At 51.4% G+C, this 21,065-nt stretch carries 25 protein-coding genes; 10 read left to right on the forward strand and 15 right to left on the reverse strand.

Features of this window, described 5'->3' with window-relative positions:
• Positions 1-9 precede the first annotated feature (9 nt).
• Positions 10-1,047: a tRNA dihydrouridine synthase DusB gene (gene dusB, locus DRJ53_RS10620; RefSeq protein WP_114235613.1), complete on the forward strand. Its 1,038-nt coding sequence runs from the start codon at positions 10-12 to the stop codon at positions 1,045-1,047.
• Here the strand turns inward: dusB and DRJ53_RS10625 are convergent.
• The 3 genes from DRJ53_RS10625 to DRJ53_RS10635 form a co-directional block, all read right to left on the reverse strand.
• A complete protein-coding gene (locus DRJ53_RS10625; RefSeq protein ID WP_114235614.1) occupies positions 1,029-1,715 on the reverse strand; it encodes a hypothetical protein in 687 nt (228 codons plus the stop codon). The genes dusB and DRJ53_RS10625 overlap by 19 nt on opposite strands.
• Before the next feature lie 123 nt (positions 1,716-1,838).
• On the reverse strand, positions 1,839-2,168 hold the full coding sequence (locus DRJ53_RS10630) for a DMT family transporter (protein WP_114235615.1): 330 nt from the start codon (positions 2,166-2,168) through the stop codon (positions 1,839-1,841).
• Positions 2,169-2,250: 82 nt separating this feature from the next.
• Complete coding sequence (locus tag DRJ53_RS10635) at positions 2,251-2,844, reverse strand: glutathione peroxidase (protein ID WP_114235616.1); 594 nt, start codon at positions 2,842-2,844, stop codon at positions 2,251-2,253.
• 502 nt (positions 2,845-3,346) lie between these two features.
• Between DRJ53_RS10635 and DRJ53_RS10640 the strand changes: the two genes are divergently transcribed.
• Positions 3,347-7,003, forward strand: coding sequence for a hypothetical protein (locus DRJ53_RS10640; protein ID WP_114235617.1), 3,657 nt, complete (start codon positions 3,347-3,349; stop codon positions 7,001-7,003).
• Positions 7,004-7,082: 79 nt separating this feature from the next.
• Here DRJ53_RS10640 and DRJ53_RS10645 read toward each other — a convergent pair whose 3' ends face one another.
• Positions 7,083-7,532 (reverse strand): cytochrome d ubiquinol oxidase subunit II, encoded by a 450-nt coding sequence (locus tag DRJ53_RS10645; protein ID WP_114235618.1) that lies wholly within the window; start codon positions 7,530-7,532, stop codon positions 7,083-7,085.
• A gap of 168 nt (positions 7,533-7,700) precedes the next feature.
• Between DRJ53_RS10645 and DRJ53_RS10650 the strand changes: the two genes are divergently transcribed.
• Positions 7,701-8,213, forward strand: a complete 513-nt coding sequence (locus tag DRJ53_RS10650; protein WP_114235757.1) for a DUF2911 domain-containing protein — start codon at positions 7,701-7,703, stop codon at positions 8,211-8,213.
• Between the two features lie 99 nt (positions 8,214-8,312).
• Positions 8,313-9,683 (forward strand): aldehyde dehydrogenase, encoded by a 1,371-nt coding sequence (locus DRJ53_RS10655; RefSeq protein ID WP_114235619.1) that lies wholly within the window; start codon positions 8,313-8,315, stop codon positions 9,681-9,683.
• Positions 9,684-9,704: 21 nt separating this feature from the next.
• On the opposite strand, the gene DRJ53_RS10660 is transcribed toward DRJ53_RS10655, so the two are convergent.
• The 3 genes from DRJ53_RS10660 to DRJ53_RS10670 form a co-directional block, all read right to left on the reverse strand.
• Entirely contained in the window at positions 9,705-9,950 is a 246-nt protein-coding gene (locus DRJ53_RS10660) for a hypothetical protein (RefSeq protein WP_114235620.1), read from the reverse strand.
• Positions 9,951-10,086: 136 nt separating this feature from the next.
• Positions 10,087-10,602, reverse strand: a complete 516-nt coding sequence (locus DRJ53_RS10665) for a GNAT family N-acetyltransferase (protein ID WP_114235621.1) — start codon at positions 10,600-10,602, stop codon at positions 10,087-10,089.
• Between the two features lie 32 nt (positions 10,603-10,634).
• On the reverse strand, positions 10,635-10,832 hold the full coding sequence (locus DRJ53_RS10670) for a hypothetical protein (protein ID WP_114235622.1): 198 nt from the start codon (positions 10,830-10,832) through the stop codon (positions 10,635-10,637).
• A 122-nt stretch (positions 10,833-10,954) separates the two neighbouring features.
• On the opposite strand from DRJ53_RS10670, the gene DRJ53_RS10675 reads away from it, so the two are divergent.
• Positions 10,955-11,395, forward strand: coding sequence for a nucleoside deaminase (locus DRJ53_RS10675; RefSeq protein WP_114235623.1), 441 nt, complete (start codon positions 10,955-10,957; stop codon positions 11,393-11,395).
• 170 nt (positions 11,396-11,565) lie between these two features.
• Positions 11,566-12,171 carry a superoxide dismutase gene (locus tag DRJ53_RS10680; RefSeq protein WP_114235624.1) on the forward strand — a complete coding sequence of 202 codons (606 nt, stop codon included), beginning with the start codon at positions 11,566-11,568 and terminating at the stop codon, positions 12,169-12,171.
• Between the two features lie 586 nt (positions 12,172-12,757).
• Here DRJ53_RS10680 and yidD read toward each other — a convergent pair.
• The 7 genes from yidD to DRJ53_RS10715 all read right to left on the reverse strand — a co-directional run bounded on the left by yidD (position 12,758) and on the right by DRJ53_RS10715 (position 17,613).
• Positions 12,758-12,988 (reverse strand): membrane protein insertion efficiency factor YidD, encoded by a 231-nt coding sequence (gene yidD, locus DRJ53_RS10685; protein WP_114235625.1) that lies wholly within the window; start codon positions 12,986-12,988, stop codon positions 12,758-12,760.
• On the reverse strand, positions 12,972-13,376 hold the full coding sequence (rnpA, locus tag DRJ53_RS10690) for a ribonuclease P protein component (protein ID WP_114235626.1): 405 nt from the start codon (positions 13,374-13,376) through the stop codon (positions 12,972-12,974). Before rnpA ends, yidD begins: the two co-directional genes overlap by 17 nt.
• Before the next feature lie 126 nt (positions 13,377-13,502).
• The gene (rpmH, locus tag DRJ53_RS10695; protein ID WP_114235627.1) at positions 13,503-13,658 is read right to left on the reverse strand and encodes a 50S ribosomal protein L34; all 156 of its coding nucleotides are present in this window, start codon (positions 13,656-13,658) and stop codon (positions 13,503-13,505) included.
• Between the two features lie 241 nt (positions 13,659-13,899).
• On the reverse strand, positions 13,900-14,538 hold the full coding sequence (locus tag DRJ53_RS10700) for an outer membrane beta-barrel protein (protein ID WP_114235628.1): 639 nt from the start codon (positions 14,536-14,538) through the stop codon (positions 13,900-13,902).
• Between the two features lie 169 nt (positions 14,539-14,707).
• Positions 14,708-15,745 carry a M48 family metallopeptidase gene (locus DRJ53_RS10705; RefSeq protein ID WP_114235629.1) on the reverse strand — a complete coding sequence of 346 codons (1,038 nt, stop codon included), beginning with the start codon at positions 15,743-15,745 and terminating at the stop codon, positions 14,708-14,710.
• A gap of 82 nt (positions 15,746-15,827) precedes the next feature.
• Positions 15,828-17,096 carry a serine--tRNA ligase gene (gene serS, locus DRJ53_RS10710; protein ID WP_114235630.1) on the reverse strand — a complete coding sequence of 423 codons (1,269 nt, stop codon included), beginning with the start codon at positions 17,094-17,096 and terminating at the stop codon, positions 15,828-15,830.
• A gap of 64 nt (positions 17,097-17,160) precedes the next feature.
• Positions 17,161-17,613 carry a GNAT family N-acetyltransferase gene (locus tag DRJ53_RS10715; RefSeq protein ID WP_114235631.1) on the reverse strand — a complete coding sequence of 151 codons (453 nt, stop codon included), beginning with the start codon at positions 17,611-17,613 and terminating at the stop codon, positions 17,161-17,163.
• A gap of 22 nt (positions 17,614-17,635) precedes the next feature.
• Here DRJ53_RS10715 and DRJ53_RS10720 point away from each other — a divergent pair, with 22 nt between their 5' ends.
• The 4 genes from DRJ53_RS10720 to DRJ53_RS10735 all read left to right on the forward strand — a co-directional run bounded on the left by DRJ53_RS10720 (position 17,636) and on the right by DRJ53_RS10735 (position 19,635).
• The gene (locus DRJ53_RS10720; RefSeq protein ID WP_114235632.1) at positions 17,636-17,980 is read left to right on the forward strand and encodes a hypothetical protein; all 345 of its coding nucleotides are present in this window, start codon (positions 17,636-17,638) and stop codon (positions 17,978-17,980) included.
• The gene (locus tag DRJ53_RS10725; protein WP_114235633.1) at positions 17,980-18,702 is read left to right on the forward strand and encodes a peptidylprolyl isomerase; all 723 of its coding nucleotides are present in this window, start codon (positions 17,980-17,982) and stop codon (positions 18,700-18,702) included. Before DRJ53_RS10720 ends, DRJ53_RS10725 begins: the two co-directional genes overlap by 1 nt.
• Before the next feature lie 123 nt (positions 18,703-18,825).
• Complete coding sequence (gcvH, locus tag DRJ53_RS10730) at positions 18,826-19,203, forward strand: glycine cleavage system protein GcvH (protein WP_114235634.1); 378 nt, start codon at positions 18,826-18,828, stop codon at positions 19,201-19,203.
• Positions 19,204-19,272: 69 nt separating this feature from the next.
• Positions 19,273-19,635, forward strand: coding sequence for a VanZ family protein (locus tag DRJ53_RS10735; protein WP_162303854.1), 363 nt, complete (start codon positions 19,273-19,275; stop codon positions 19,633-19,635).
• A gap of 307 nt (positions 19,636-19,942) precedes the next feature.
• Here the strand turns inward: DRJ53_RS10735 and prfA are convergent, their stop codons facing one another.
• Positions 19,943-21,007, reverse strand: coding sequence for a peptide chain release factor 1 (prfA, locus tag DRJ53_RS10740; protein ID WP_114235636.1), 1,065 nt, complete (start codon positions 21,005-21,007; stop codon positions 19,943-19,945).
• Positions 21,008-21,065 lie beyond the last annotated feature (58 nt).

Here is a 21,065-nt window from a genome sequence, read left to right on the forward strand (position 1 = left end):
CCCAACCTTTTGGTACAGATAGCCAATATACAACTCCCCGATTTCCCGCTGCTGCTGGCGCCTATGGAAGACGTCAGCGATCCGCCCTTTCGTGCCGTGTGCAAGGTCAATGGCGCCGACCTGATGTACACCGAGTTCATCTCCTCGGAAGGCCTCATCCGCGACGCCATCAAAAGCCGCCAAAAGCTCGACATCTTTGAAGCCGAGCGGCCCGTGGGCATCCAGATTTTTGGCGGTGACGAAGAAGCCATGGCGCTCAGCGCCAAAATTGTGGACACCGTAAACCCCGACCTGCTCGATATTAATTTTGGCTGCCCCGTAAAAAAAGTAGTGAGCAAAGGCGCCGGTGCCGGCGTGCTCCGCGATGTGGACCTGATGGTGCGCCTGACCAAAGCTGTGGTGAATTCCACCTCGCTGCCCGTAACGGTAAAAACCCGCCTCGGCTGGGATGGCGACAGCATCAACATTGAAGAAGTGGCCGAACGCCTGCAGGATGTGGGCATCAAGGCGCTGGCCATACATGGCCGTACCCGTGCCCAGTTGTACAAAGGCGAGGCCGACTGGACCCATATTGCCAAGGTTAAAAATAATCCCCGCATCCAGATTCCCATTTTCGGCAACGGAGATATTGATTCGCCGGAAAAGGCGTTGGAATACAAAAACAGGTACGGCGTGGACGGCATTATGATTGGCCGGGCCGCCATTGGCTACCCGTGGATCTTTAACGAGATCAAGCATTTTGTGCAAACCGGCCAGCACCTGCCGCCGCCATCCATTCAGCAGCGTGTGGAAGTGATCCGGCAGCACCTGCACCAATCGGTGGCGTGGAAGGGGCTAAAGCCGGGGATTAATGAAATGCGCCGGCATTACACCAATTACCTGCGTGGCCTGCCTAATATCCGCGACTTCCGCACCAGGCTGGTAACACTGCCTTCGGTGGAAGAAATCGATGCGGTGCTGGATGAAGTGGTGCGGCAGTATAATGGCTACGAGTTTACGCCGCGGCAATTAAATATGGATGCGATGGCTTATAGCTGCGATAGTTGATCGGTGCGGTACTGGTCTGGCCACTGGGCAGTGTACTTTGTACTGTTAGTCTCTTTCAAGTGGCCTGACCAGTAGCTCCGCCACAGATCAGCATTGTATCCGACAGCTTGCTGCAGATCCTGCTCTGTAAATCCGCCCAAAGTATAGAGCAGGTCTTTATTACACAGCGTGCCGGCCCGTTTACCTAAATAATCCGCTGCCGAAGAAAATGGCCAGTCCGCAGCGGCGGCCACCAGCCCTGCCTCCACGGGATTTTGATGTACATAGCAAATGCAGTTAAAGAGATATTGGTCGCTGCAGTTGCTCAACTCTTCCTGGTACAGGCATTTTGCCTTGGTTTTTTTCTGAAAAAGAACGCCGGTTTTATCCTGCTCTTTATTGATGGCCCTGGTGTAAGAACTCAGGGTTTTGCCAATGGCATAGGCCAGTGCCTGCAGGTGTACTTCTTTTCCTTTTTGCAGTAAAAGTGTGCAGCCTGCAGGCTTGGGTGCCAGCACAAAGTGAAAATGGTTGGGCATGAGGCACCAGGCCAATACATCGCAGTGTGGATGCCATTCGCGCCTGATTTTCCGGAGGAAAAACAGGTAGTGCTCGGGGCGGAAGAAAATGCGTTGGTGGTTGTTGCCACGGTTATACACGTGGTAAGGTAGTTTTGGTTCGAAGTGCATGGGCGGAAACTACCTATTTGCGGGTAGAAATGCAAGTGCTGGTTACTGGTCTGGCCACTGGTTAGAGTACTTTGTATTTTTAAGTCTTTTCCAAGTGGCCTGACCAGTAGCACCAGCAGCAAACTAATGCGCCGAAACGGCCTTGAGCCCGATGATGGAACCGATGAGGGTGAGAATGAAAAAGATGCGCCAGAAATGCGCGGGCTCTTTAAACAATATAATCCCGATGAGGGCAGTGCCCACGGCACCGATGCCCGTCCATACACCGTAGGCGGTGCCCAGCGGCAAGGTTTGTACGGCCTTGTTGAGCAGCAGCATGCTCAAGATCAACGACAAGAAAAAGCCGCCGTACCAAAGATTGGCCGTCATGCCCTTGGTTTGTTTGGCCATACCCAGGCAGGTAGTAAAGCCCACTTCAAACAACCCGGCAATAATCAGGATGATCCAGTTCATGTTGCTGCATTAAAGGCACAAAAAAAAGGCATCAGCGCCACATGGCAACCAAAGGGCTGTTAAAAGCTTGGTGGGCAAAAAGTTACTGCGTTTTGATGGCCCCAGATACCTCGCTGCCCAGCGGCGACACGGCCGGGCCGAAATAATGGGTAAGTCGGCCCTGTTCATCGATCAGGTATTTTGAAAAATTCCAATCAGGTGGGTGGTTGTTCCAGCCGTTTTGGTCGGCGTGACTGAGCCATGCAAACAGCGGATGCTGGCCGGGACCGGGCACGACGCTGGTCTTTTTGGCCAGCGGAAACTGCACGCCAAAATTGCGGGTGCAAAACTGTGCAATCTCCTCGTCGTTGGCCTTTTCCTGATCCTTAAAATCATTGGCGGGAAAGCCAATCACTTCCAGCTTGCCCTTGTATTGGTCGGCCAGTTGCTGTAGCTCGGTGTACTGGCCGGTATAGCCGCATTCCGACGCGGTATTCACCAGCAATACCTTTTTGCCTTTTAACGATGCCAGCGGCAGCGTGGTGCCGTTGTTCAGGGTTATATCAAGGTCGTACAGCGGTTGTGTGGGTTGTTTGCCCGTGGTGTTGGTCAGCTTGCGCCCATGCTTTTCGGTGCTGCCTGCGGTTTTCATTAGGAGCGGGTAAATCCATTTTAAAAAACGCTGTTTCGCATTCATGTCTTTTATTTTAATGCCTAAGCAAAATGTGCAGCGGCCAATGTCGCATTGCTAATGCTTTTCAAAGCATTAACTGCAATTTATACTCCAAAACCGGCCGCATTTCCTTTAGTGAAATGCAAACCTTCGGTGCAACGACCGAGCACATACCGCGGTTTTGGGTTTTGCCTGCCCACATTTTACTTATTGCGCACCGCCGTTTATTAAGTACAAACCTGCACCGCCTGCCTGTGAAAACATGTATGGGCAGGAAATTGTTGCGGGGCGTATATTTCCGTAGTAAGCTTACTGCACGAATCAGGTTTAAATTGAATAACTTGCCCCTTGTATCCGTGGCGGATTGCACAGCAAGCTGCCTTCCAAATCCCATGAAAATGAGCAACCCCAATTGCATGCAGGCACATGCCGCCTGCTCAACACCGCTACGGCCGCCCAACGGCCATCTTCATCGCCATTTTCCTGGTGTTTGTTTACCCTAACTGCTTTCTAATATCCATAGCCCATGAAAAATCTTTACCCCATTTTATTGTTACTGCTCACCCTTTTTGCCAGCACCTCCGGTGCCTGGGCACAATCGGCGGGGCTGAGCGCCACTTATGCCACATTTGAATCGAGGTGCCGTTCTACCGGGGCCATTGCCATTGCTGCAACAGGCGGCTCGGGCAGTTACAACTACAAGGCTGTCGGGCCCATTGCCACACCATTCACCTCTTCCAGCACCATCACCGGCCTTGAGGCAGGCACGTATACGGTGGTAGTAAAAGATGTGGTGCACAACAAAGAAATAGAGGTTGCAAATGTGGTGGTAACCGGCTCTTACTCCGATCCGCGTTTTGGACTGCAGGCCACTGATGCCACCTGTGCCGGCAACGATGGATCGATAACAGCCAATGGGTTGCAAAACGGACGTTCGCCTTTTACCTACACCATCATTGCACCATCACCATCCGGTGTGGGTACCAGCAACAGCTCGGGTAAATTTACCGGCTTGCCGGGCGGTGAATACAGCATCCGCCTCACCGATTCATGCGGCGGCATCCAGGTGCGTACCATCCGCATTGAAGCTTACAATTGGTGGTTGGAAGCGGCGACGCTTATCCGAAATGGATGTACCGATGGTGATGCCGTAATTACCCTCAAGGATCATAAAGGCAACACCAACACATCGGGCACAACATTCAATGGGTTTAAATACGGCGTGGTACAAGCTGTTGGCGATACTTTGTGGGGCACGCAGCGCAGTTTCAGGTTCGTTTTGGGCAAACGCCGCAGTGTAACACTGGTGGCAAAAGATGCATGCAATAATGTGCGCACAAAAACCGCAGATATTGCCGCCAACACCATACCTGCAATGGGCGCTAATGTTGGCATTAGCAACAGGGCCTGCTCTACTTTTACTGCTGCAGCGTCGGGACAGGTTAACCTCACCAACCCGCAATACTGTGTGTTCAACAGCAGTGGCGTACAAGTGGGTGTTTGCAACACCACGGGCAGCTTCCCCAACCTGCCTTATGGCAGCTATACCATGCAGGTGCGGGATCTTTGTTATGATACCACAATTGTTCGCAGCTTTTCTGCATCGGCGGCTGTGCCTGCAATCACCAGCGCAGTGGAAATAAGCGCATATACTTGCACCACCTTTACAGCTACAGTAAAAGGAACACAGAATTTTACCAACCCAGAATATTGTTTGTTCAATAGCAGCAACGTGCAAGTGGGCGTTTGCAACAGCACAGGCATTTTTAACAACCTTCCTTACAGCACTTATTCCATCAAGGTAAAGGATGCATGCTCCAATGCTGTTGTGCCGGTAAGTGTTACAGGAACCAAGCCGGTGCCTGTTGTCAATAACCACAGCATATCTAATCAAACCTGTTCTACATTTAGCGTGCAGGCAAGCGGTAACAACCTGCAGGCCAATCCTGAATTTTGTTTGTACGATAATGCAGGAAATAGAATTGACTGCAACAACACCGGCCTGTTCACGAATATTCCTTATGGCCGCTATTGCATCCGGGCAACCACTTCGTGCGGCGATGTAACTGCCGACAGGTGTTTTACACAAAATGCTCCGGTGCCCAACCCGGGAGTAAGCACCAGCAATCTCAACTGCAGCGGTTTTACCGCAACGGTTACCAATAAAACATACCTCACCAACGCACAGTATTGTATTGTTAACAGCAGTGGCGTGCAGGTTGGCGACTGCAATACTACCGGCGTATTTAATAACCTCGCTTATGGCAATTACACCATACGCATCACCGGTGGTTGCGCTACCGGAACTATCGAACGCACCGTATCCGCCACCCGGCCAACACCTGCCATCGACGCTACCATTGGCACTTCCAACGCAACCTGCGCTACATTTACTGCAACGGTTACCGGTACCAATTTAACAGCGCCTACTTATTATGTGTATGATGCCGGGAATAACCTGGTATTTACAGGTACATCCAATGTATTCAACAACCTGAGATATGGTTATTACTGTTTTGTTGTAAAAGATGGCTGCACCAACCAGGAGTTGCGCAGGTGCCAAACCTTTAGCAACCCGCAATCGTTCACGGTGCTCACCGGCAAAACCTGTACGCTCAACGCCACCGATATGCTGGTGCAGTTTGCCGGCAGCGGCAGTCCGTTTACCGTACAGGTGTACCACCCCGATGGCTCGCTGGTGCGGGAAGTAACGGCCAACACGGCTATGATCAACCTGGCCAACCTGCCTGCACTGCCTGCAGGTGCTGCATACCGCGTGGTGGGCACCAACAACTGCGGACAAGGTGATGAAAAAACCGTTGTGCCCGATGCTACCGTTATTACCCGTTCGGCATCGGTAGCGCCAAAATGCCCCAGCGCTACCTCGCAAGATGGCTCTGGCGATTTGTTGGTAACCTGCTTTTCAAATAAAGCATTGGTAACGCCGGCCATCATCTCAAAGGACGGTGCAGCATTCAATCGATCCTATTCTACCAACACAGGCAACAACTTTGTATTTGCATCGCTGGAGCCCGGCACTTATTTGGTGGAATATACCCTGCAAGGTTGCACTGCCAAAGAGCAGCAAACCGTGGTGGTGCCGCCTTATACATTCCCGGTGCAGGACCGTTCGGCTATTTACCAGTGCAACGACAATGGCTTTAGCCTTGGTGCTTCGGTGAAAGGTGGCGTGGGGCCTTTTAAATACGAGATTATTGGCAGCCTGCCCGAAACGCCGAGCATCATTACCGCGCCGCAAAACAGCGCCGTATTTTCCATCAACAACGGCACCGTGTATTCGCTGGTGCGCCTGCGTTCGGTAGATGCCTGCGGCAATGCCACGCTCAACGACATCAGCGTGTTGCCGCTGCAAAATATTGCCGTTACCGCCACACAAACCTGCCTGTATAAAGATGTGGAGCTTACGGTTGATCCCATCCCGAATGCCACGTATAAATGGTACCTAAAACAAAGCGATGAAGACAGTGTGCTGGTCAATACCAACGCCGGTTTTACCATCCCGTTTTTAATGCCGGAGCAAACAGGCGTATATGTTTGCCATATCTCGGTAAACAATGATTGTATTACCCGTGTGGCTACATTTAACCTTACCGGTAAATGCGATGATGCTACGTTACCAGTGTCCGTGCAACTGCGTGGCCGCCGTACCAGCGAAACTGCAGTGCAACTGTACTGGGATGCCACCGAAGAGCAGGATGTATATTGGTACGGCATTGAACGCAAACTCAATAACGCCACCAACTTCAGGTTGATCGATTCAGTGCAGGCCCGTGGCTCGCAGGTGCTGGAAAGCTACAGCTATGAAGATAAAAACGCAGGTGCCGGTAAAGTACAATATCGGTTACGCATCACCGGTAAAGGTGGTAAAAAGAAATACTCCAACATTATCCAAACGGGGGTGCCTGCTACGCTGGTAAAAGTATTGCCCAACCCGGCCAAAAGTTTCCTGCGCCTTGCCTGGAAAGATCCCGTGCAGGATGCCTACCAACTGGAACTGTACAACGCAGTAGGGCAGCGGGTGCACAGCCAGCGCATCGAGCCTTTTGACCAGCGGGAATACACGCTGCAACGCCCTGCTCTAGTTACACCCGGCGTGTACCTGCTGCATTGCACCAACCGCATCAGCGGCGAACGGCAGGTGTTTAAAATCGTGTTTGAATAGGCTGGGAGAAATACAATAGACAATAGATAATAGACGACAGACGATAGATGGCTGTTGTCTATTATCTATTATCTAAAATCTATCGTCTAACATCTATTGCCTGCTGTCTACTGTCTATCCTCTGTACCGGCTTCCTTGTCATTAAATAATACAAACTCACCAGCATCCACCCGATCCAGAACAGGTATGCACCTAAATGAAAACGTTCGCCCATGAGGCGGTACGAGAGTGTATTGCGAAAATCCTGGTAGGTAATGAACAGTCCGATGGCCGCCGCAATAATGGCCGACACATGGATGTACCGGGCAGTGGCTGCCCTTGCACGTGCCTGCACCAGCCCGTGCAGCCAAAATAGCAACAGCCACACTGCCAGCACCACACCGGCGCCCTGCCACCAGGTTTTTAAAAAAGTATATTGTTTGTAAAACAGCGAAATGCCGGTACGGCCAATCAACGTTGCTTTGGACAACAGGTAGCCTGTAAGCACCGCCAGACCGGTCAGCAGGAGCAAAAAAGAAGTTTTCTTCATGCGATAAACATAGATTGAGGGCTTAATGTATGAAACTTAACGAAGCATTTTAAAAACGTGCATGCATGCAGCTGTTAAAATGTATGTGGCTAAATTTATATGCGGCCACTGCCAACCCGGCTGCACGTATTTTTGTATTATTACATCCATTACTTTAAATACAGAACCATGAAAAAACTTTTTGTTCTTTCCGCATTCTTTTTTGCCATTGCATTTTTATGTGGATCGACAGTACAGGCGCAAAATGCACCTGCCAGCCCGGCGCAAACCGCTAAAGGCAAATTAGGCAACGCCGATGTAACCATCAGCTACAGCAGCCCCGCCGTGAAAGGCCGTACCCTTTGGGGCCAACTGGTGCCATATGGCAAAGTATGGCGTGCCGGTGCCAACGATGCTACCACTTTTGAAACATCATCGGCTGTGCAGGTAGAAGGTAAAACCCTGCCCGCCGGCAAATATGCCTTGTTTGCTATTCCGCAGGAAAACGAGTGGACCATTGTATTCAACAAAGTATCGAAGCAGTGGGGCGCTTTTAATTACGACCAGGGACAGGATGCACTGCGTGTTACTGCCAAGCCACGCAAGGCCGCTTCGTTTAATGAGCGCCTCGCTTACAACGTAGGCAAAGACGGCTTTACACTGGCATGGGGCGACCTGGAAGTGCCTGTTTCGGTGAAATAAAATACATCGTACAACGGCGGTACATAATCCGTTGCGCAACATTCTATTCAATGGCTGTGCCCCTCGGGTGCAGCCATTTTTATTTGTATAAATTGCCCCATGCAGCACATACAACTGGAAGCTTTGCAGGCGTCTGCAGCACGGCGCCATACCCATAGCTACGAATGGCGCCGCCAGCAGCTGTTGCGCCTTAAGGAAACTTTGCTCCGCCACGAAGCTGCCATCTACACGGCTTTGTACTCCGATCTGAAAAAGAACCGCGAAGAAGCCTGGATCACGGAAATAGGTTTTGTGATCTCCGAAATAAACTATGCGCTGAAGCACCTGAAACGGTGGATGCAGCCGCGGCGTGTGGGCACCAACCTGCTCAACTTTCCATCGCGCAGCTACCTGCAGCCCGAGCCGCTGGGCGTTGTGCTCATTATAGGGCCATGGAACTACCCGTTGCAACTAGTGCTGGCGCCACTGGTGGGCGCCCTGGCTGCCGGCAATTGTGCAGTGCTAAAACCGAGTGAGTATGCTGCTGCAACAGCTGCCGTATTGGAGCAAATTGTAAAAGATGCATTTGATCCGGCCGAAGTGGCCCTGGTGCAGGGCGATGGTGCCGTGGTGATCCCGCAAATGATGGAGGCCTTCCGATTCGATCATGTGTTTTACACCGGCAGCACCGCAGTAGGCACCCTGGTGTACGGGCTGGCGGCAAAAAAACTGGTGCCGGTAACCCTGGAGTTGGGTGGAAAAAGTCCCTGCATTATAGAGCCAGATGCAGCACTGGAAGTGGCGGCACGCCGCATTGCGGTGACCAAGTTTTCCAACGCAGGACAAATGTGCGTAGCCCCCGATTACCTGCTGGTACACCAGCAGGTGCTGGAGCCGTTTTTGGCGCATTTGAAAAAAAGCATCCAAGATTTCTATGCCGCCGATGGCGTGCGGAATTATCATTTTGGCAAAGTGATCAACGAACAGCAGTTTGGCCGCCTGCTGCAATATTTGGAAGAAGGTGAAATATGGGCCGGGGGAAATTATGATGCGGCCACACTGCACCTGGCACCAACGCTGCTGGGCAAGGTGCGGCCCAATGCACGGGTAATGCAGGACGAAATATTTGGGCCCGTGCTGCCCATTCTTACCTGGAACACAAAGGAAGAAGCGCTGCGCATTATTGAACAAAACAAAAACCCGCTGGCGCTATATGTATTTACAGAAAATAGCGAAACGGCCAACTGGTGGATGCACAACGTGGCCTTTGGCGGTGGGTGCATCAACAACTGCAGTTGGCACCTCACCAACCATCGCCTGCCTTTTGGCGGCCGCGGCAACAGCGGCATTGGCGCTTACCACGGTGCCTTTTCGTTCAACACGTTCAGCCACCTTAAAGGCATCATGAAAACGCCCACCTGGTTTGATCCGGCGCTGAAATACCCGCCGTTCAAAGGCAAGCTGAACCTGTTTAAAAAAGTATTGCGGTAAAAGGCAGCAGCCATTCGTTTGTTACTGCCTGCCCGAACTGTCGCCTGTGCGGTTGGCCATGCTGTCCACATCGGTACGCATGTTCATGTCGGTTTGCGTGCCCTCGTTGTTTACGTCGCGGGCCGTGTCGCCATAAGGCGCTGCACTTTCGGGTACCGTGCCCGACGAGTTCATGGTATCGGTGGTGGCATCGCCATCGTTTGCATCGTTATTACAGCTCATCAAACCCAGGAATGCCACAGAAGTGATCAACAAAGCCTTTTTCATATCCACAATTTTTAATGCAGTTACCACAGGCAAATAAGTTGCCAGAGGCTTACGGCCGCAGTTTATTTGCCCGACCAATGCACTTAACTGACGGCACCAACAGCCAGCAAAGCAAAAACGACAAATGCCGTTTAAGCTAAATATCCCGTTTCATCATCCAGTCGTTCTGCACATCCTGACCCAGTATAAAATCAATATCGCCAAAGCGGGTAAAACCCCAGCGCTGGTAAAAGCGGATGGCACGTTCATTTTTTTCCCAAACACAAAGCCACACCAGCTTTTTGCCTGTTTGGCGCCCCAGGTCAATGCTTTTTTGCATCAGCAGGTTACCCACACCTTTGCCAATAAATTGCTCGCAGGCATAGAGCCGCGCAATCTCCAGCGACGGCGTGCCCACCAGCGCTGCCGGCGTATGCGTTTCGCGAAGCTTTACATAACCGGCTACTTCATCGTTAAAATAAGCCAGCAAAAAAATATTGCCCGGACGGCCCACTTCCAGCATCAAGCGGCCGCGGGTAAACTGCTGGTCGAGAAACTGTTGCATGTTGGCGGCCGTATTGTGCACTGCAAACGTGTCGTAAAATGTTTGCCGGCTCAGGTCGGCGACAAGGGCCGCATCCTGCACGGTAGCTTCCCTGATGGAAAAATTCATTGGTTCAATTTAGTGCAACAAGGGCAAATGCATTATTGTGCCGAGTCGGTATGCATGCTGGCATTGGGCTGTGCACCGGTGGCAGCAGTGTCGGGAATGTTTCCGTTTACATTTTCCACACCGCGGATGGTGGTATTAGCCGAATCGGAAACGGCATCGGTGGTATCGGCATCATTGCCGCAGGCGGCCAGCAGCACTACCGTGGCCAGGGCGCAAACTATTTTTTTCATACAAAATTTTAGTGCTGCCGGTTCAATTTTCCTGCCATGTGCCGGCGCCGCATTTCTGCAATCGCATTTTGCCGCCAACCGCCCTTGTTTTTCCTTGCCTATATTTCCTTCCTTTGCGCTGTATGCACAACGATGAACATTATATGGGGCAGGCCCTGAGGCAGGCCCAGCAAGCTTTTGACGAAGATGAAGTACCCGTGGGCGCCATCGTGGTGTTGGGCGGCCGCATCATTGCGCGGGGCTACAACCAGGTAGAAAAACTGGCCGACCCAACTGCGCATGCCGAAATGATTGCGCTGACCTCGGCATTTAATTACCTGGGTAGCAAATACCTCCCCGAGGCCACGTTGTATGTAACCGTGGAGCCCTGCGTGATGTGTTCCGGCGCATTATATTGGAGCAAAATAGGCCGCGTGGTGTGGGGCGCCTCCGACCCCAAAAACGGGTTCAGCAGGGTGCAGCCGGGCATCTCGCCATTTCATCCCAAAACAGAGCTGCAAAGCGGTGTGCTGGAGGCGGAGTGCAGCAGCCTCATCCGCGAGTTCTTCCGGTCGAAAAGATAAAATTCGGTTATACAGCGCCGAAAGTTGATCACTGCGGGGCTTGTTGTTGTCTATCGGCTGTCAACTAGTTTCTATCGCTTCTGTTTCTATCCCCAATCCGGTGTAAATTCGTGCTTCCTACGGAAACAATAGACGAGATAATACATTGTTCACTCTTAAACACAATTGTTATGGCATTTACCTTACCGCAATTACCTTATGCGCATGAAGCCCTGGAGCCGCACATCGATGCGCAAACCATGCAGATCCACCACGGCAAGCACCACCAGGCTTATGTAGACAACCTCAATAAAGCCATTGCTGGCACCGAACACGAAGGCAAAAGCATTGAAGAGCTGGTAAAAGCTGCCGGTTCTATTTCGCCTGCCGTACGCAACAACGGCGGCGGCCACTGGAACCACACCTTTTTCTGGGAAATACTGGCCCCCAACGCCGGCGGGCAGCCAACCGGCGCACTGGCCGAAGCCATCAACAGCACCTTTGGTTCTTTTGATGCGTTCAAAGAAAAATTCAACGCTGCCGGCACCACCCGCTTTGGTTCGGGCTGGGCCTGGCTTATTGTAAAAGACGGCAAACTGGAAGTAACCTCCACCCCCAACCAGGACAACCCCCTGATGGATGTAGCCGAAGTAAAAGGCACGCCCATCCTGGGTGTGGACGTGTGGGAACACGCTTATTACCTGAAGTACCAGAACCGCCGCCCGGAGTACCTCGGTGCGTTCTGGAACGTGGTGAACTGGAGCAAGGTGAACGAACTGTACGAAGCGGCAAAGTAACGCCCTGTTCCCTGAAGGGGAACTTAAGTGCGAAATACTCTTTTATAACGAAGCCACTCCCATCGGGGTGGCTTTTTTTATGTAACCAGCTTTTGCATTGCTATCGGGCTGCTGTTGCGTCGCACACTTGTACGTTCTGTGTTGCTATGGTGCTATACTTATGCAATTGTAGTTAACTGCTGCTCTTTATCAGCCGTCATGCCGAACTCCATTCGGCATCTCCTTCTTTTAGCAGCGTCGTTGAAAATATAAGGGGATGCCGAATGGAGTTCGGCATGACAGACACCGAGTATAAAAAGCGACCTACACTGCTGCAGTTATTATGTTTTTTCCTTCTCATGCATTTGCCCACCCATCACGCTTTTGCCCCTGTCATGCTGAGCGCAGCGAAGGATCTGAGCCTGCACCAGCACAAACATAGAAAAAACAAGTAGTCTGCCTTTTCTACACCAGGCTCTCTAGCAGCATCCCTCAGATGCTTCGCTGCGCTCAGCATGACAAACCAAGAGTCATCCCATTGTGCGATATAAATTGATGCACAGTGCCGACCATTAACCTCCCAAATTTTAAAAAGGAAACCGATCGATCAAGGCACCGGGTCAAACCCGCTGCCGCCCCACGGATGGCAGCGGCCAATGCGTTTCAGCGTCAGCCAAAACCCTTTGAAGATGCCGTATTTTTTAAATGCCTCCAGCCCGTACTGCGAGCAGGTAGGCGTGTAGCGGCACGAGGGTCCCAGCCACGGCGAAATGGCCAGTTGGTAAAACCGGATGATCCAGATAAACGGCAGGGCCAGTATTTTAAGCAGTGATTTCATGCGCTTTGCGTTGTAGCTGTTGCAAACATTTGCCCACCGATGTTTCGATGGTGGCATAATCGGGCAGCAACTTATCGGTATACAGAAAAAAAACATGCCCCGAAATATTGGCGCCTTCCAATAAGGCCAGCAATTGGGGCTTTTGCAAGCGGTAAGCTTCGCGCAGCAGGCGTTTGATGCGGTTGCGGTGCACCGCTTTTTTAAAGTGCCGCTTAGGCGCCGATACACCTACCAGCAGCGCCGGTTGTGTTCCCTCCGGGGAGGCAAACAGCCGGTAAGCCATCCGCACCGGGAAGGCATTGTAGCTTTTGCCCCCGGCAAAAAGCCCATCGATCTGCTTGCGGCTTTTCAGCCGTTCACTCTTGGGAAAACCGTAGCGCGGAGGCATGGCGTGATTTACGATTGACGATTTGGGATTGACGAATTGAGCCGCTGACACAGATGCAAAAACAAATAGCCCCGGAGGCCGGAGCTATTCAAAAAGGTTGAAACGGCAGGCTGGGCCTGCAGCTGTTTATTTCAGCTTGCGTTCGTCGGAAATAGTCAGCTTTTTACGGCCTTTGGCGCGGCGGCTGGCCAGTACTTTGCGGCCATTGGCAGTTTGCATGCGTTTGCGGAAACCGTGAACGGTTTTGCGGCGGCGGCGATGCGGTTGAAATGTGCGTTTCATTATAATTAGTTTTTCTACGTTCTTTAAATGCCCGTGGAGAAGACGGGTTGTTTCCAGTCCGCTACAGGTCACCACACCCGTAGTTTGTGAAAGGACCGCAAAAGTAAGGGAGTTTTCTAAAACGGGAACACGGGGAGGGAAGATTTATTTACGATTTACGATTTTGGATTGACGATTTGTGGGCAAAAGCCTGGTTTAGCGGCCCGCCAATCTGAAATCGTAATTCCAAAATCCCTCTGGTTTATCGGGCAAAAAACAAGTGTATGCCCAGCGACAGCGGTGACTGGGCGCTAACATTGGTTGCGGCCGTAAACCGGTCTTTTTGATTGAACATAATACCGGTGCCGGTGTCGGCCGTCCGGGTTTGGCGGTTAAAACCCACCGATGCCACGCTGTTGATGGCACCTTCGAGGTGCAACTTTCGGTTAATGGCGTATGCAACACCCGGCGTTAAGGATAGCTCGCCGCCCCTTGTTTTGATCACTGTATTGTTGGCGCTGTGCTCGTCGGAGTTTTGCCGGCTGCCGCTGTAAGCAAGAGCCGCTTCGCCAAACAGGTAAAAGCTTTTGCCCAGTTCCAAATACCGGCGCAGAAAAACACCGGCATCAAAAGCATCCAGTGTTTGCCGTGCATCGCTCACCGTATTTCTGTAGCCGCCATAGCCAAAAGATACACCGGCCACAAGGTTGTCTTTTATCGCAATACCTACCTGTGGCGCTATCGAAAAGTAGCGTGTTTCATTGATGCCCAGTCGCTGTTCCTCATTGGTGTTTTCGAAGCTGATGCTGCCGCCCAGCAAAACGGATCCTTTGGTGATTTGGGCCTGTGCGGCTATGGATAAAATGCAGGCAATGATTGCGAGGGTGTAACACTTGCTCATAAAAAATTAGTTTGGAAAACGAAGATGCCGGCAACACCCATTGCATGCATCAGGCATCTTTTGTATTAACAGCAATTTTTCAGAAGGAAGCGTTAACAGAAAGAAGGTAGGATCTACAAGGCTATTTGTTTTGTTTGTAAAATGCCTTCACTGACATGCAGCGTGTTCACTACTCCGCGGTTTTAATTTGTAAAAAAATGTGGCGCAGTTGTTCATTGGTGTTGGCGTTAATATTGGCGCAAGCCTTGTTTTCCGCTACCTGCCGGATGCGCTTTTTAAGATCGGGGTGACTGCTCAGCCACTCCGAGGGTTCGGGCCCGCTGCTTTGCTCCCCCAGCAATTGAAACAGGCGCACAAAACCATTGCAGCTAATGCCGCGTTGCGCCAGCAGCCGGGCTCCTTCGGTATCGGCTTCGGTTTCCAGGCTGCGGCTGTAGGAAAGGTTTTTGAGTTCGTTGGCGTTGTTTAAAATAATGCCCGTTATAGCACCGGCATCGCCTATCAGCAGCGATAAAAAAACGGCACTGCTCATTTGCCTGAACAACGTACGCACCGTATGTCGGCGGGTAATATGCACCGCCTCGTGGGTAAGCAGCGCAGCCAGTTCTTCGTAGCTGCCAATGCCATTGAGCAGTTTGCTGTACACCACGATATGGCCGCCGGGCAGCGCAAAAGCATTGGCAACATTATCTTTTACCACCGTAATGCGGATGGGGTATGATGATGGAATTTGCAATGCATTGTAAAACCGGTTGATCTCCCGGGTGGCCGGTGCATCAATAGCAAACCGGGTTTTCATTTGGGCAAACAACTGGTCGCCCAACTGCTGCTCGTAGCTGGGTGGAAAGCGGTTGGCCAACACACCGGCAAGCCAGGGCAGCACTGCCACAAACATGAACACCAGGAACAAAACGACCGCTGCAGCCACGCGGATAAACGGCGCCAGGCGCCTGCGGCCCGCACCCTTTTTTTGTGCAGTAATTATTGCCGATAAATCGGCCGAAAGCGATGATTGCAACACCTCCAGTGTTTGGGGCGGATAGTCGTCGTAGATAAAACTGCGCGGTGCCGTGCCGGGCTTTATTTTATCGTATTGCCAAAATACTTCGTTGCTGTTGTTGCTTCTTACGGCAATGGATAAACGCTTTTTATCCAGCCTGATGGCAGCCGGGTATTCAATGCCGTTGCAGTAGTAGGTGGCGTTCATAAAAAGGGAAAGTTGGTAGTTGACAGTTGATAGTTGACAGTGGCGTTTTACTACCAACCATCAACTACCAACTGTCTACTGCTTAAATCATTTCTCCGCCAAAATACGGCTGCAAAGCCGGTGGCAGCAGGATGCCGTTTTCGGTCTGATTATTTTCGAGCAGGCAGGCCAGGATGCGGGGCAGTGCCAGCGAAGAGCCGTTGAGCGAATGCGCCAATTGGGTTTTACCGTCGTTGTTCTTGTAGCGAATTTTCATGCGGTTGGCCTGGAACGATTCAAAGTTGGAAACCGAGCTTATCTCCAGCCATTTTTCCTGTGCAGCGCTGTACACTTCAAAATCGTAAGTGAGCGCTGATGCAAAGCCCATATCGCCGCCACACAACCGAAGAATACGGTAAGGCAGCCCCAGCGATTGCACCAGCTTTTCTACATGCACCACCATTTCTTCCAGCACTTCGTAGCTGCGTTCCGCGGCCACCAGTTGCACAATTTCCACTTTATCAAACTGGTGCAGGCGGTTCAATCCGCGAACATCCTTGCCATACGAGCCTGCCTCGCGGCGAAAGCAAGGCGTATAAGCCGTCATTTTAACGGGCAGTTCGGCTTCTTTTAAAATCGTATCGCGGTAAATATTGGTTACCGGCACTTCGGCGGTTGGAATCAGGTACAGGTTGTCGGCCGTGGCGTGGTACATCTGGCCTTCTTTATCGGGCAACTGGCCGGTGCCGTAAGCCGATGCTTCGTTGACCATCAGCGGCGGCATAAACTCGGTGTAGCCGGCGGCGGTGTTGTAATCCAAAAAGTATTGGATCAGGGCTCGCTGCAGGCGGGCACCCCTATTTTTATACACCGGGAAACCACTGCCGGTTATTTTGTTGCCCAGCTCAAAATCAATGAGATCGTACTTTTTGGCCAGATCCCAATGTGGCACAGCGCCTGCAGGCAACTCGGGCTTGGAGCCGCCGGTGCGCACCACCTCGTTATCGGCAGGAGTGCGGCCTTCGGGCACCGCATCGGCTGGCAGGTTGGGCAGTTTAATCAGCAGGTCGTGCACGGCTTTTTCGGCTTCATCCAATTGTTGCTGCACGGGTTGCAGTTCGGCTTTCAGTGCTTCCACTTCCCGCTTGCGGCCTTCGGCTTCTTCCTTCTGGCCCTTGGCCATCAGGCCACCAATTTCCTTGGATGCTGCATTGATCTTTGCCTTTGTTTCATCAAACCGGAACGTAAGCGATTTGCGTTCTTCATCTTTGGCCACAATAAGGTCCACCAGGCCTGTTTCGGCAAAATGTTTTTTTGCCAGTTTGCGCTTTACTTCTTCCGTGTTCTGTTTGATGTAAGCTACCTGCAGCATATATCGGTTAATTTGTTGTAAAGGCTGCAAAGATAAACCGCTGGTTATAGCAGCCACATGATTTTCAGGAATTGCTGCCCGCACCGGCGCTGTACAATCCGGGGCGGTGAATGGACATAAAATTTTCGGGGTGGGCAATGGGGGTAAATCCAAATTGCTCATACAATCCATGCGCATCGCGGGTAACCAATAAAAACCTGCGTAACCCTGTAAGCGATGGATGGGCAACGATTGTTTCCATCAGCCATTTGCTCAGGCCCAATCCCCGGAAAGCTTCGTCAATAAACACATCGGCGAGGTAGGCAAACGTGGCCCCATCGGTAATGACCCGTGCAAAGCCAACCTGGTTATTTTGCTGAAATACAGAAAAGCACAAAGAACCTTCGATGGAGCGGGCTACCACCTCCGCCGGTATTTCCTGTGCCCAGTACGACCGGCTTAAAAAGCGGTGCACATACGGAACATCAATCAGGTCTTTGCTGGTAGTGATGGTAAAATCATCTTTTGTCCATGTCATAAAAGGGAGTTGTTTTGCAAATATGAATTTTGGAGACGATCTGCAGGTGCGCTGGTTTGCACTGGAGCAAAAAATGATGGAGCGCTTTGGCAAAAAGCCCGATGTGGAAAGTGTTTTGTTCCTCATTGGCGTGCAGGAACTGGGCGATATACGGAAAAAATTTTCGAAAGAACAAAAGCAGGACCTGATGCATGTGGCCATTTGCACCGTGCTGTCGCCCAGCGGATACTACGAACTGGACCGTGTAGATGCCGATGGCTGGCCGCATTTCAAGCAACTGAAGCCAATGCCCGAGCTGGCGCCGTTTGAACAGGAAGCATTTTTAAAAGACCATATTTTGCTGTATTTCCAAAACCAGGATTTTTAATGTTGTGCCCACGCCTGCCTGCACTGTTGCGGTGCATTTTCCTTGCTGCTTTTTTAATGCTACTTATACCGGCCGATGCACAGGACAGCATCCGGCTGCGCAAACGCGATCGTAAGCGGGATGTGGAACTGGTAACCACTGTGGGCACCATCCGGCTGCGCCTGCACGATGCCACACCGCTGCACCGCGATAATTTTTTGCGCCTCGTAAAAACGGGTTATTACGACAGCATTTTATTTCACCGCGTCATGAAAAATTTTATGATCCAGGCCGGCGACCCAACTTCAAAAACTGCAGCTGCAGGCAAAGCATTGGGCTCGGGCGGACCGGGCTATACGGTGCCTGCCGAAATCCGCAGCGACCTGTTTCACCACAAAGGCGCACTGGCTGCGGCCCGCATGGGCGATGATGTAAACCCCGAACGCAGGAGCAGTGCAGCGCAGTTTTATATTGTGCACGGCCGTACCTGGACGGATGCGCAGATTGATTCATTGGAAACCATCCGCATTAAGACAAAAGTGCCCGATGCGCACCGGCAAGTGTACAAAACCACCGGCGGCACTGTGCAGCTCGATAACCAGTACACGGTGTTTGGTTACGTGGTAAAAGGCCAGGAAGTAGTGGATGCCATTGCCTCTGCGCCGGTATCAGCTACATTGGGCAACCGCCCCGAGCAGGATGTGCGGATTGTAAAGGCAAGGCTGGTGAAGCGGAGGCGATGATGGAAAAGTTGATAGTTGACAGTTGGTAGTTGATAGTAATTACCTTTTCATGTCTTCCGTCTTCCAACCTTGGACTTCCGTCTTTCCCGACTTCTCTCTATATTGCACCCCTAAAACTTAGCTATGAATTTTCCGGATAACCTGCGCTATACCAAGGAGCACGAATGGGTACGACTGGAAGGTGACGAAGCCGTGATCGGCATCACTTCTTTCGCACAAGGCGAACTGGGCGATATCGTTTATGTAGAAATTGAAACCGTTGGCCAGGAGCTGGAAGCCGGCAGCGTGTTTGGTACTGTTGAAGCGGTAAAAACCGTGAGTGACCTGTATTTGCCCGTTTCCGGAACCATTGCCAGTGTTAACCCCAGCCTCAACAACAATCCCGAATTGGTGAACAACGACCCTTATGGCGAAGGCTGGATGGTACGTGTTAAACTGAAAGATCCTGCTGATGTAGACAGCCTGATGGATGCCGCAGCTTACGGCTCCCTGGTTGGATAAACAAGCATTTTAAAATACACTATTGGCCTTCTTCGGAAGGCCTTTTTTATTGACCCAAAAACAATCGATGTGGATCGGATAAAAAGGTTTGCATTACCCGCAGCTATTTTGTTTACCCTCATTACAGCCGTGCTGTTTTTTTTGCCGGGCAATAAGTTGCCGGCAGCCGGGTGGATGGGCAAACTCCAGGTGGACAAATGGGTACATGTGGGGATTTTTTTCCTGCTTTGTGCGTTGTGGATTGTTGCGCTGAACATCACTACAAGAAAGCAAATTTTGGTGCTGGCATTTGCAGCCCTTTTATATGGCTGCCTGGTGGAGTTGGCGCAGGACCAGTTTGTTGCAAATCGCAGTATGGATGTGTTTGATGTGGTGGCCGATGCAGTGGGCATTGCAGCGGCTTTTGTTTGGTGGCAGTATATAAAAAAATAAACCCCTGTGGAAACAGGGGTCGCAACCAAAACTAACTGCTTATGAGAAAATTGACTGCTATTAAGAAGAACAATTTCTTAATGGCAAATATGCTGCCAAAAATTGGAACGCGCCGTTAACGACATCTGAACTTCCAAGATTTGAAAAGATCGATACTGTTGTAAGAACTGCTGATTAATTAGAAAAAATGGTGCCAATTTCAAAAACCGTTTTCCGGATGGCTTTATCGGTCATAAAATAACCAAACGCATTATTCCCGATCTACTATACCAACAATTTACTTTTAAATAAGTTGAAACACCAGCCCCTATTGTTGGGTGGTCATTTTCTCAGCATTTTCGGCAAATTGAAGGGCTTCGATTAACTCCTGGATGTTTCCGTCCAGCACATCCTGCAGGTTATACAGCGTCATACCAATGCGGTGATCGGTTATGCGGCCCTGCGGAAAGTTGTAAGTGCGGATTTTGGCACTGCGGTCGCCAGTGCTCACCAGGCTTTTGCGGTGGCGGGCAATTTCCTCTTCCTGTTTGCGCACTTGTGCTTCGTAGAGGCGGGTACGCAGCATTTGCATCGCTTTTTCGCGGTTACCCAGCTGGGTGCGTTCCGTTTGGCAGATCACCACTTCACCCGTTGGTATGTGCGTCAGCATCACCTTTGTTTCCACCTTGTTTACGTTCTGGCCACCGGCGCCGCCACTGCGGGAGGTTTCCATTTTTACATCGCTCTCCTTTAGTTCAAAATCCACTTCTTCGGCTTCGGGCATCACGGCCACGGTTGCGGCACTGGTGTGCACACGGCCGCTGGCTTCGGTGTCGGGTACACGTTGTACGCGGTGCACACCGCTTTCAAACTTCAGTGTGCCGTACACATCATCGCCGGTTACTTCAATTTGCACTTCCTTGTATCCGCCCACGGCGCCTTCGTTTTCGCTCAGCAGGGCTGTTTTCCAGCCGCGGCGTTCGCAATAGCGCAGGTACATCCGCACCAGGTCGCCGGCAAAAAGCGAAGCTTCGTCGCCACCGGTACCCGCACGGATTTCCAGGATCGCATTCTTTTCATCCTGCGGATCTTTTGGAATCAACATCTGCCGGATGGACGCTTCCATTTTTTCTTGCTTCTCCTCTGTTTCGGGCAGCTCCAGCTTGGCCAGTTCGCGCAGCTCCTCGTCATTGCCGTTGAGTGCCTCGCGGTAAAAAGCAACATCGTCCAGCACCTTGCGGTAATCGTTATATGCGGTTACAATTTTTTCGAGGCTGCGGTATTCTTTGCTGAGGGCGCCAAACTGTTTATTGTCGGCAATGATCTCGGGGTTGGTCAGGGCCACGCCCAGGTCGTCAAAGCGGGCTTTTATCGATTCTAATTTGTCGAGCATGATGAAAATTGGAGGGCAAAATTAAGTACCCGCGGCCAATGCAAACGTTAAGGACGTA

It is taken from the genome of Paracnuella aquatica (assembly GCF_003332885.2).
GTDB classification, from domain to species: Bacteria; Bacteroidota; Bacteroidia; order Chitinophagales; family Chitinophagaceae; genus Flavisolibacter; species Flavisolibacter aquaticus.

Bases quoted from the DNA above. Each gene is read 5' to 3' on its own strand.
- DRJ53_RS10625 (WP_114235614.1), bottom strand. From the start codon at position 1,715: ATGCACTTCGAACCAAAACTACCTTACCACGTGTATAACCGTGGCAAC.
- DRJ53_RS10630 (WP_114235615.1), bottom strand. From the start codon at position 2,168: ATGAACTGGATCATCCTGATTATTGCCGGGTTGTTTGAAGTGGGCTTT.
- DRJ53_RS10635 (WP_114235616.1), bottom strand. From the start codon at position 2,844: ATGAATGCGAAACAGCGTTTTTTAAAATGGATTTACCCGCTCCTAATG.
- DRJ53_RS10640 (WP_114235617.1), top strand. From the start codon at position 3,347: ATGAAAAATCTTTACCCCATTTTATTGTTACTGCTCACCCTTTTTGCC.
- DRJ53_RS10645 (WP_114235618.1), bottom strand. From the start codon at position 7,532: ATGAAGAAAACTTCTTTTTTGCTCCTGCTGACCGGTCTGGCGGTGCTT.
- DRJ53_RS10650 (WP_114235757.1), top strand. From the start codon at position 7,701: ATGAAAAAACTTTTTGTTCTTTCCGCATTCTTTTTTGCCATTGCATTT.
- DRJ53_RS10655 (WP_114235619.1), top strand. From the start codon at position 8,313: ATGCAGCACATACAACTGGAAGCTTTGCAGGCGTCTGCAGCACGGCGC.
- DRJ53_RS10660 (WP_114235620.1), bottom strand. From the start codon at position 9,950: ATGAAAAAGGCTTTGTTGATCACTTCTGTGGCATTCCTGGGTTTGATG.
- DRJ53_RS10665 (WP_114235621.1), bottom strand. From the start codon at position 10,602: ATGAATTTTTCCATCAGGGAAGCTACCGTGCAGGATGCGGCCCTTGTC.
- DRJ53_RS10670 (WP_114235622.1), bottom strand. From the start codon at position 10,832: ATGAAAAAAATAGTTTGCGCCCTGGCCACGGTAGTGCTGCTGGCCGCC.
- DRJ53_RS10675 (WP_114235623.1), top strand. From the start codon at position 10,955: ATGCACAACGATGAACATTATATGGGGCAGGCCCTGAGGCAGGCCCAG.
- DRJ53_RS10680 (WP_114235624.1), top strand. From the start codon at position 11,566: ATGGCATTTACCTTACCGCAATTACCTTATGCGCATGAAGCCCTGGAG.
- yidD (WP_114235625.1), bottom strand. From the start codon at position 12,988: ATGAAATCACTGCTTAAAATACTGGCCCTGCCGTTTATCTGGATCATC.
- rnpA (WP_114235626.1), bottom strand. From the start codon at position 13,376: ATGCCTCCGCGCTACGGTTTTCCCAAGAGTGAACGGCTGAAAAGCCGC.
- rpmH (WP_114235627.1), bottom strand. From the start codon at position 13,658: ATGAAACGCACATTTCAACCGCATCGCCGCCGCCGCAAAACCGTTCAC.
- DRJ53_RS10700 (WP_114235628.1), bottom strand. From the start codon at position 14,538: ATGAGCAAGTGTTACACCCTCGCAATCATTGCCTGCATTTTATCCATA.
- DRJ53_RS10705 (WP_114235629.1), bottom strand. From the start codon at position 15,745: ATGAACGCCACCTACTACTGCAACGGCATTGAATACCCGGCTGCCATC.
- serS (WP_114235630.1), bottom strand. From the start codon at position 17,096: ATGCTGCAGGTAGCTTACATCAAACAGAACACGGAAGAAGTAAAGCGC.
- DRJ53_RS10715 (WP_114235631.1), bottom strand. From the start codon at position 17,613: ATGACATGGACAAAAGATGATTTTACCATCACTACCAGCAAAGACCTG.
- DRJ53_RS10720 (WP_114235632.1), top strand. From the start codon at position 17,636: ATGAATTTTGGAGACGATCTGCAGGTGCGCTGGTTTGCACTGGAGCAA.
- DRJ53_RS10725 (WP_114235633.1), top strand. From the start codon at position 17,980: ATGTTGTGCCCACGCCTGCCTGCACTGTTGCGGTGCATTTTCCTTGCT.
- gcvH (WP_114235634.1), top strand. From the start codon at position 18,826: ATGAATTTTCCGGATAACCTGCGCTATACCAAGGAGCACGAATGGGTA.
- prfA (WP_114235636.1), bottom strand. From the start codon at position 21,007: ATGCTCGACAAATTAGAATCGATAAAAGCCCGCTTTGACGACCTGGGC.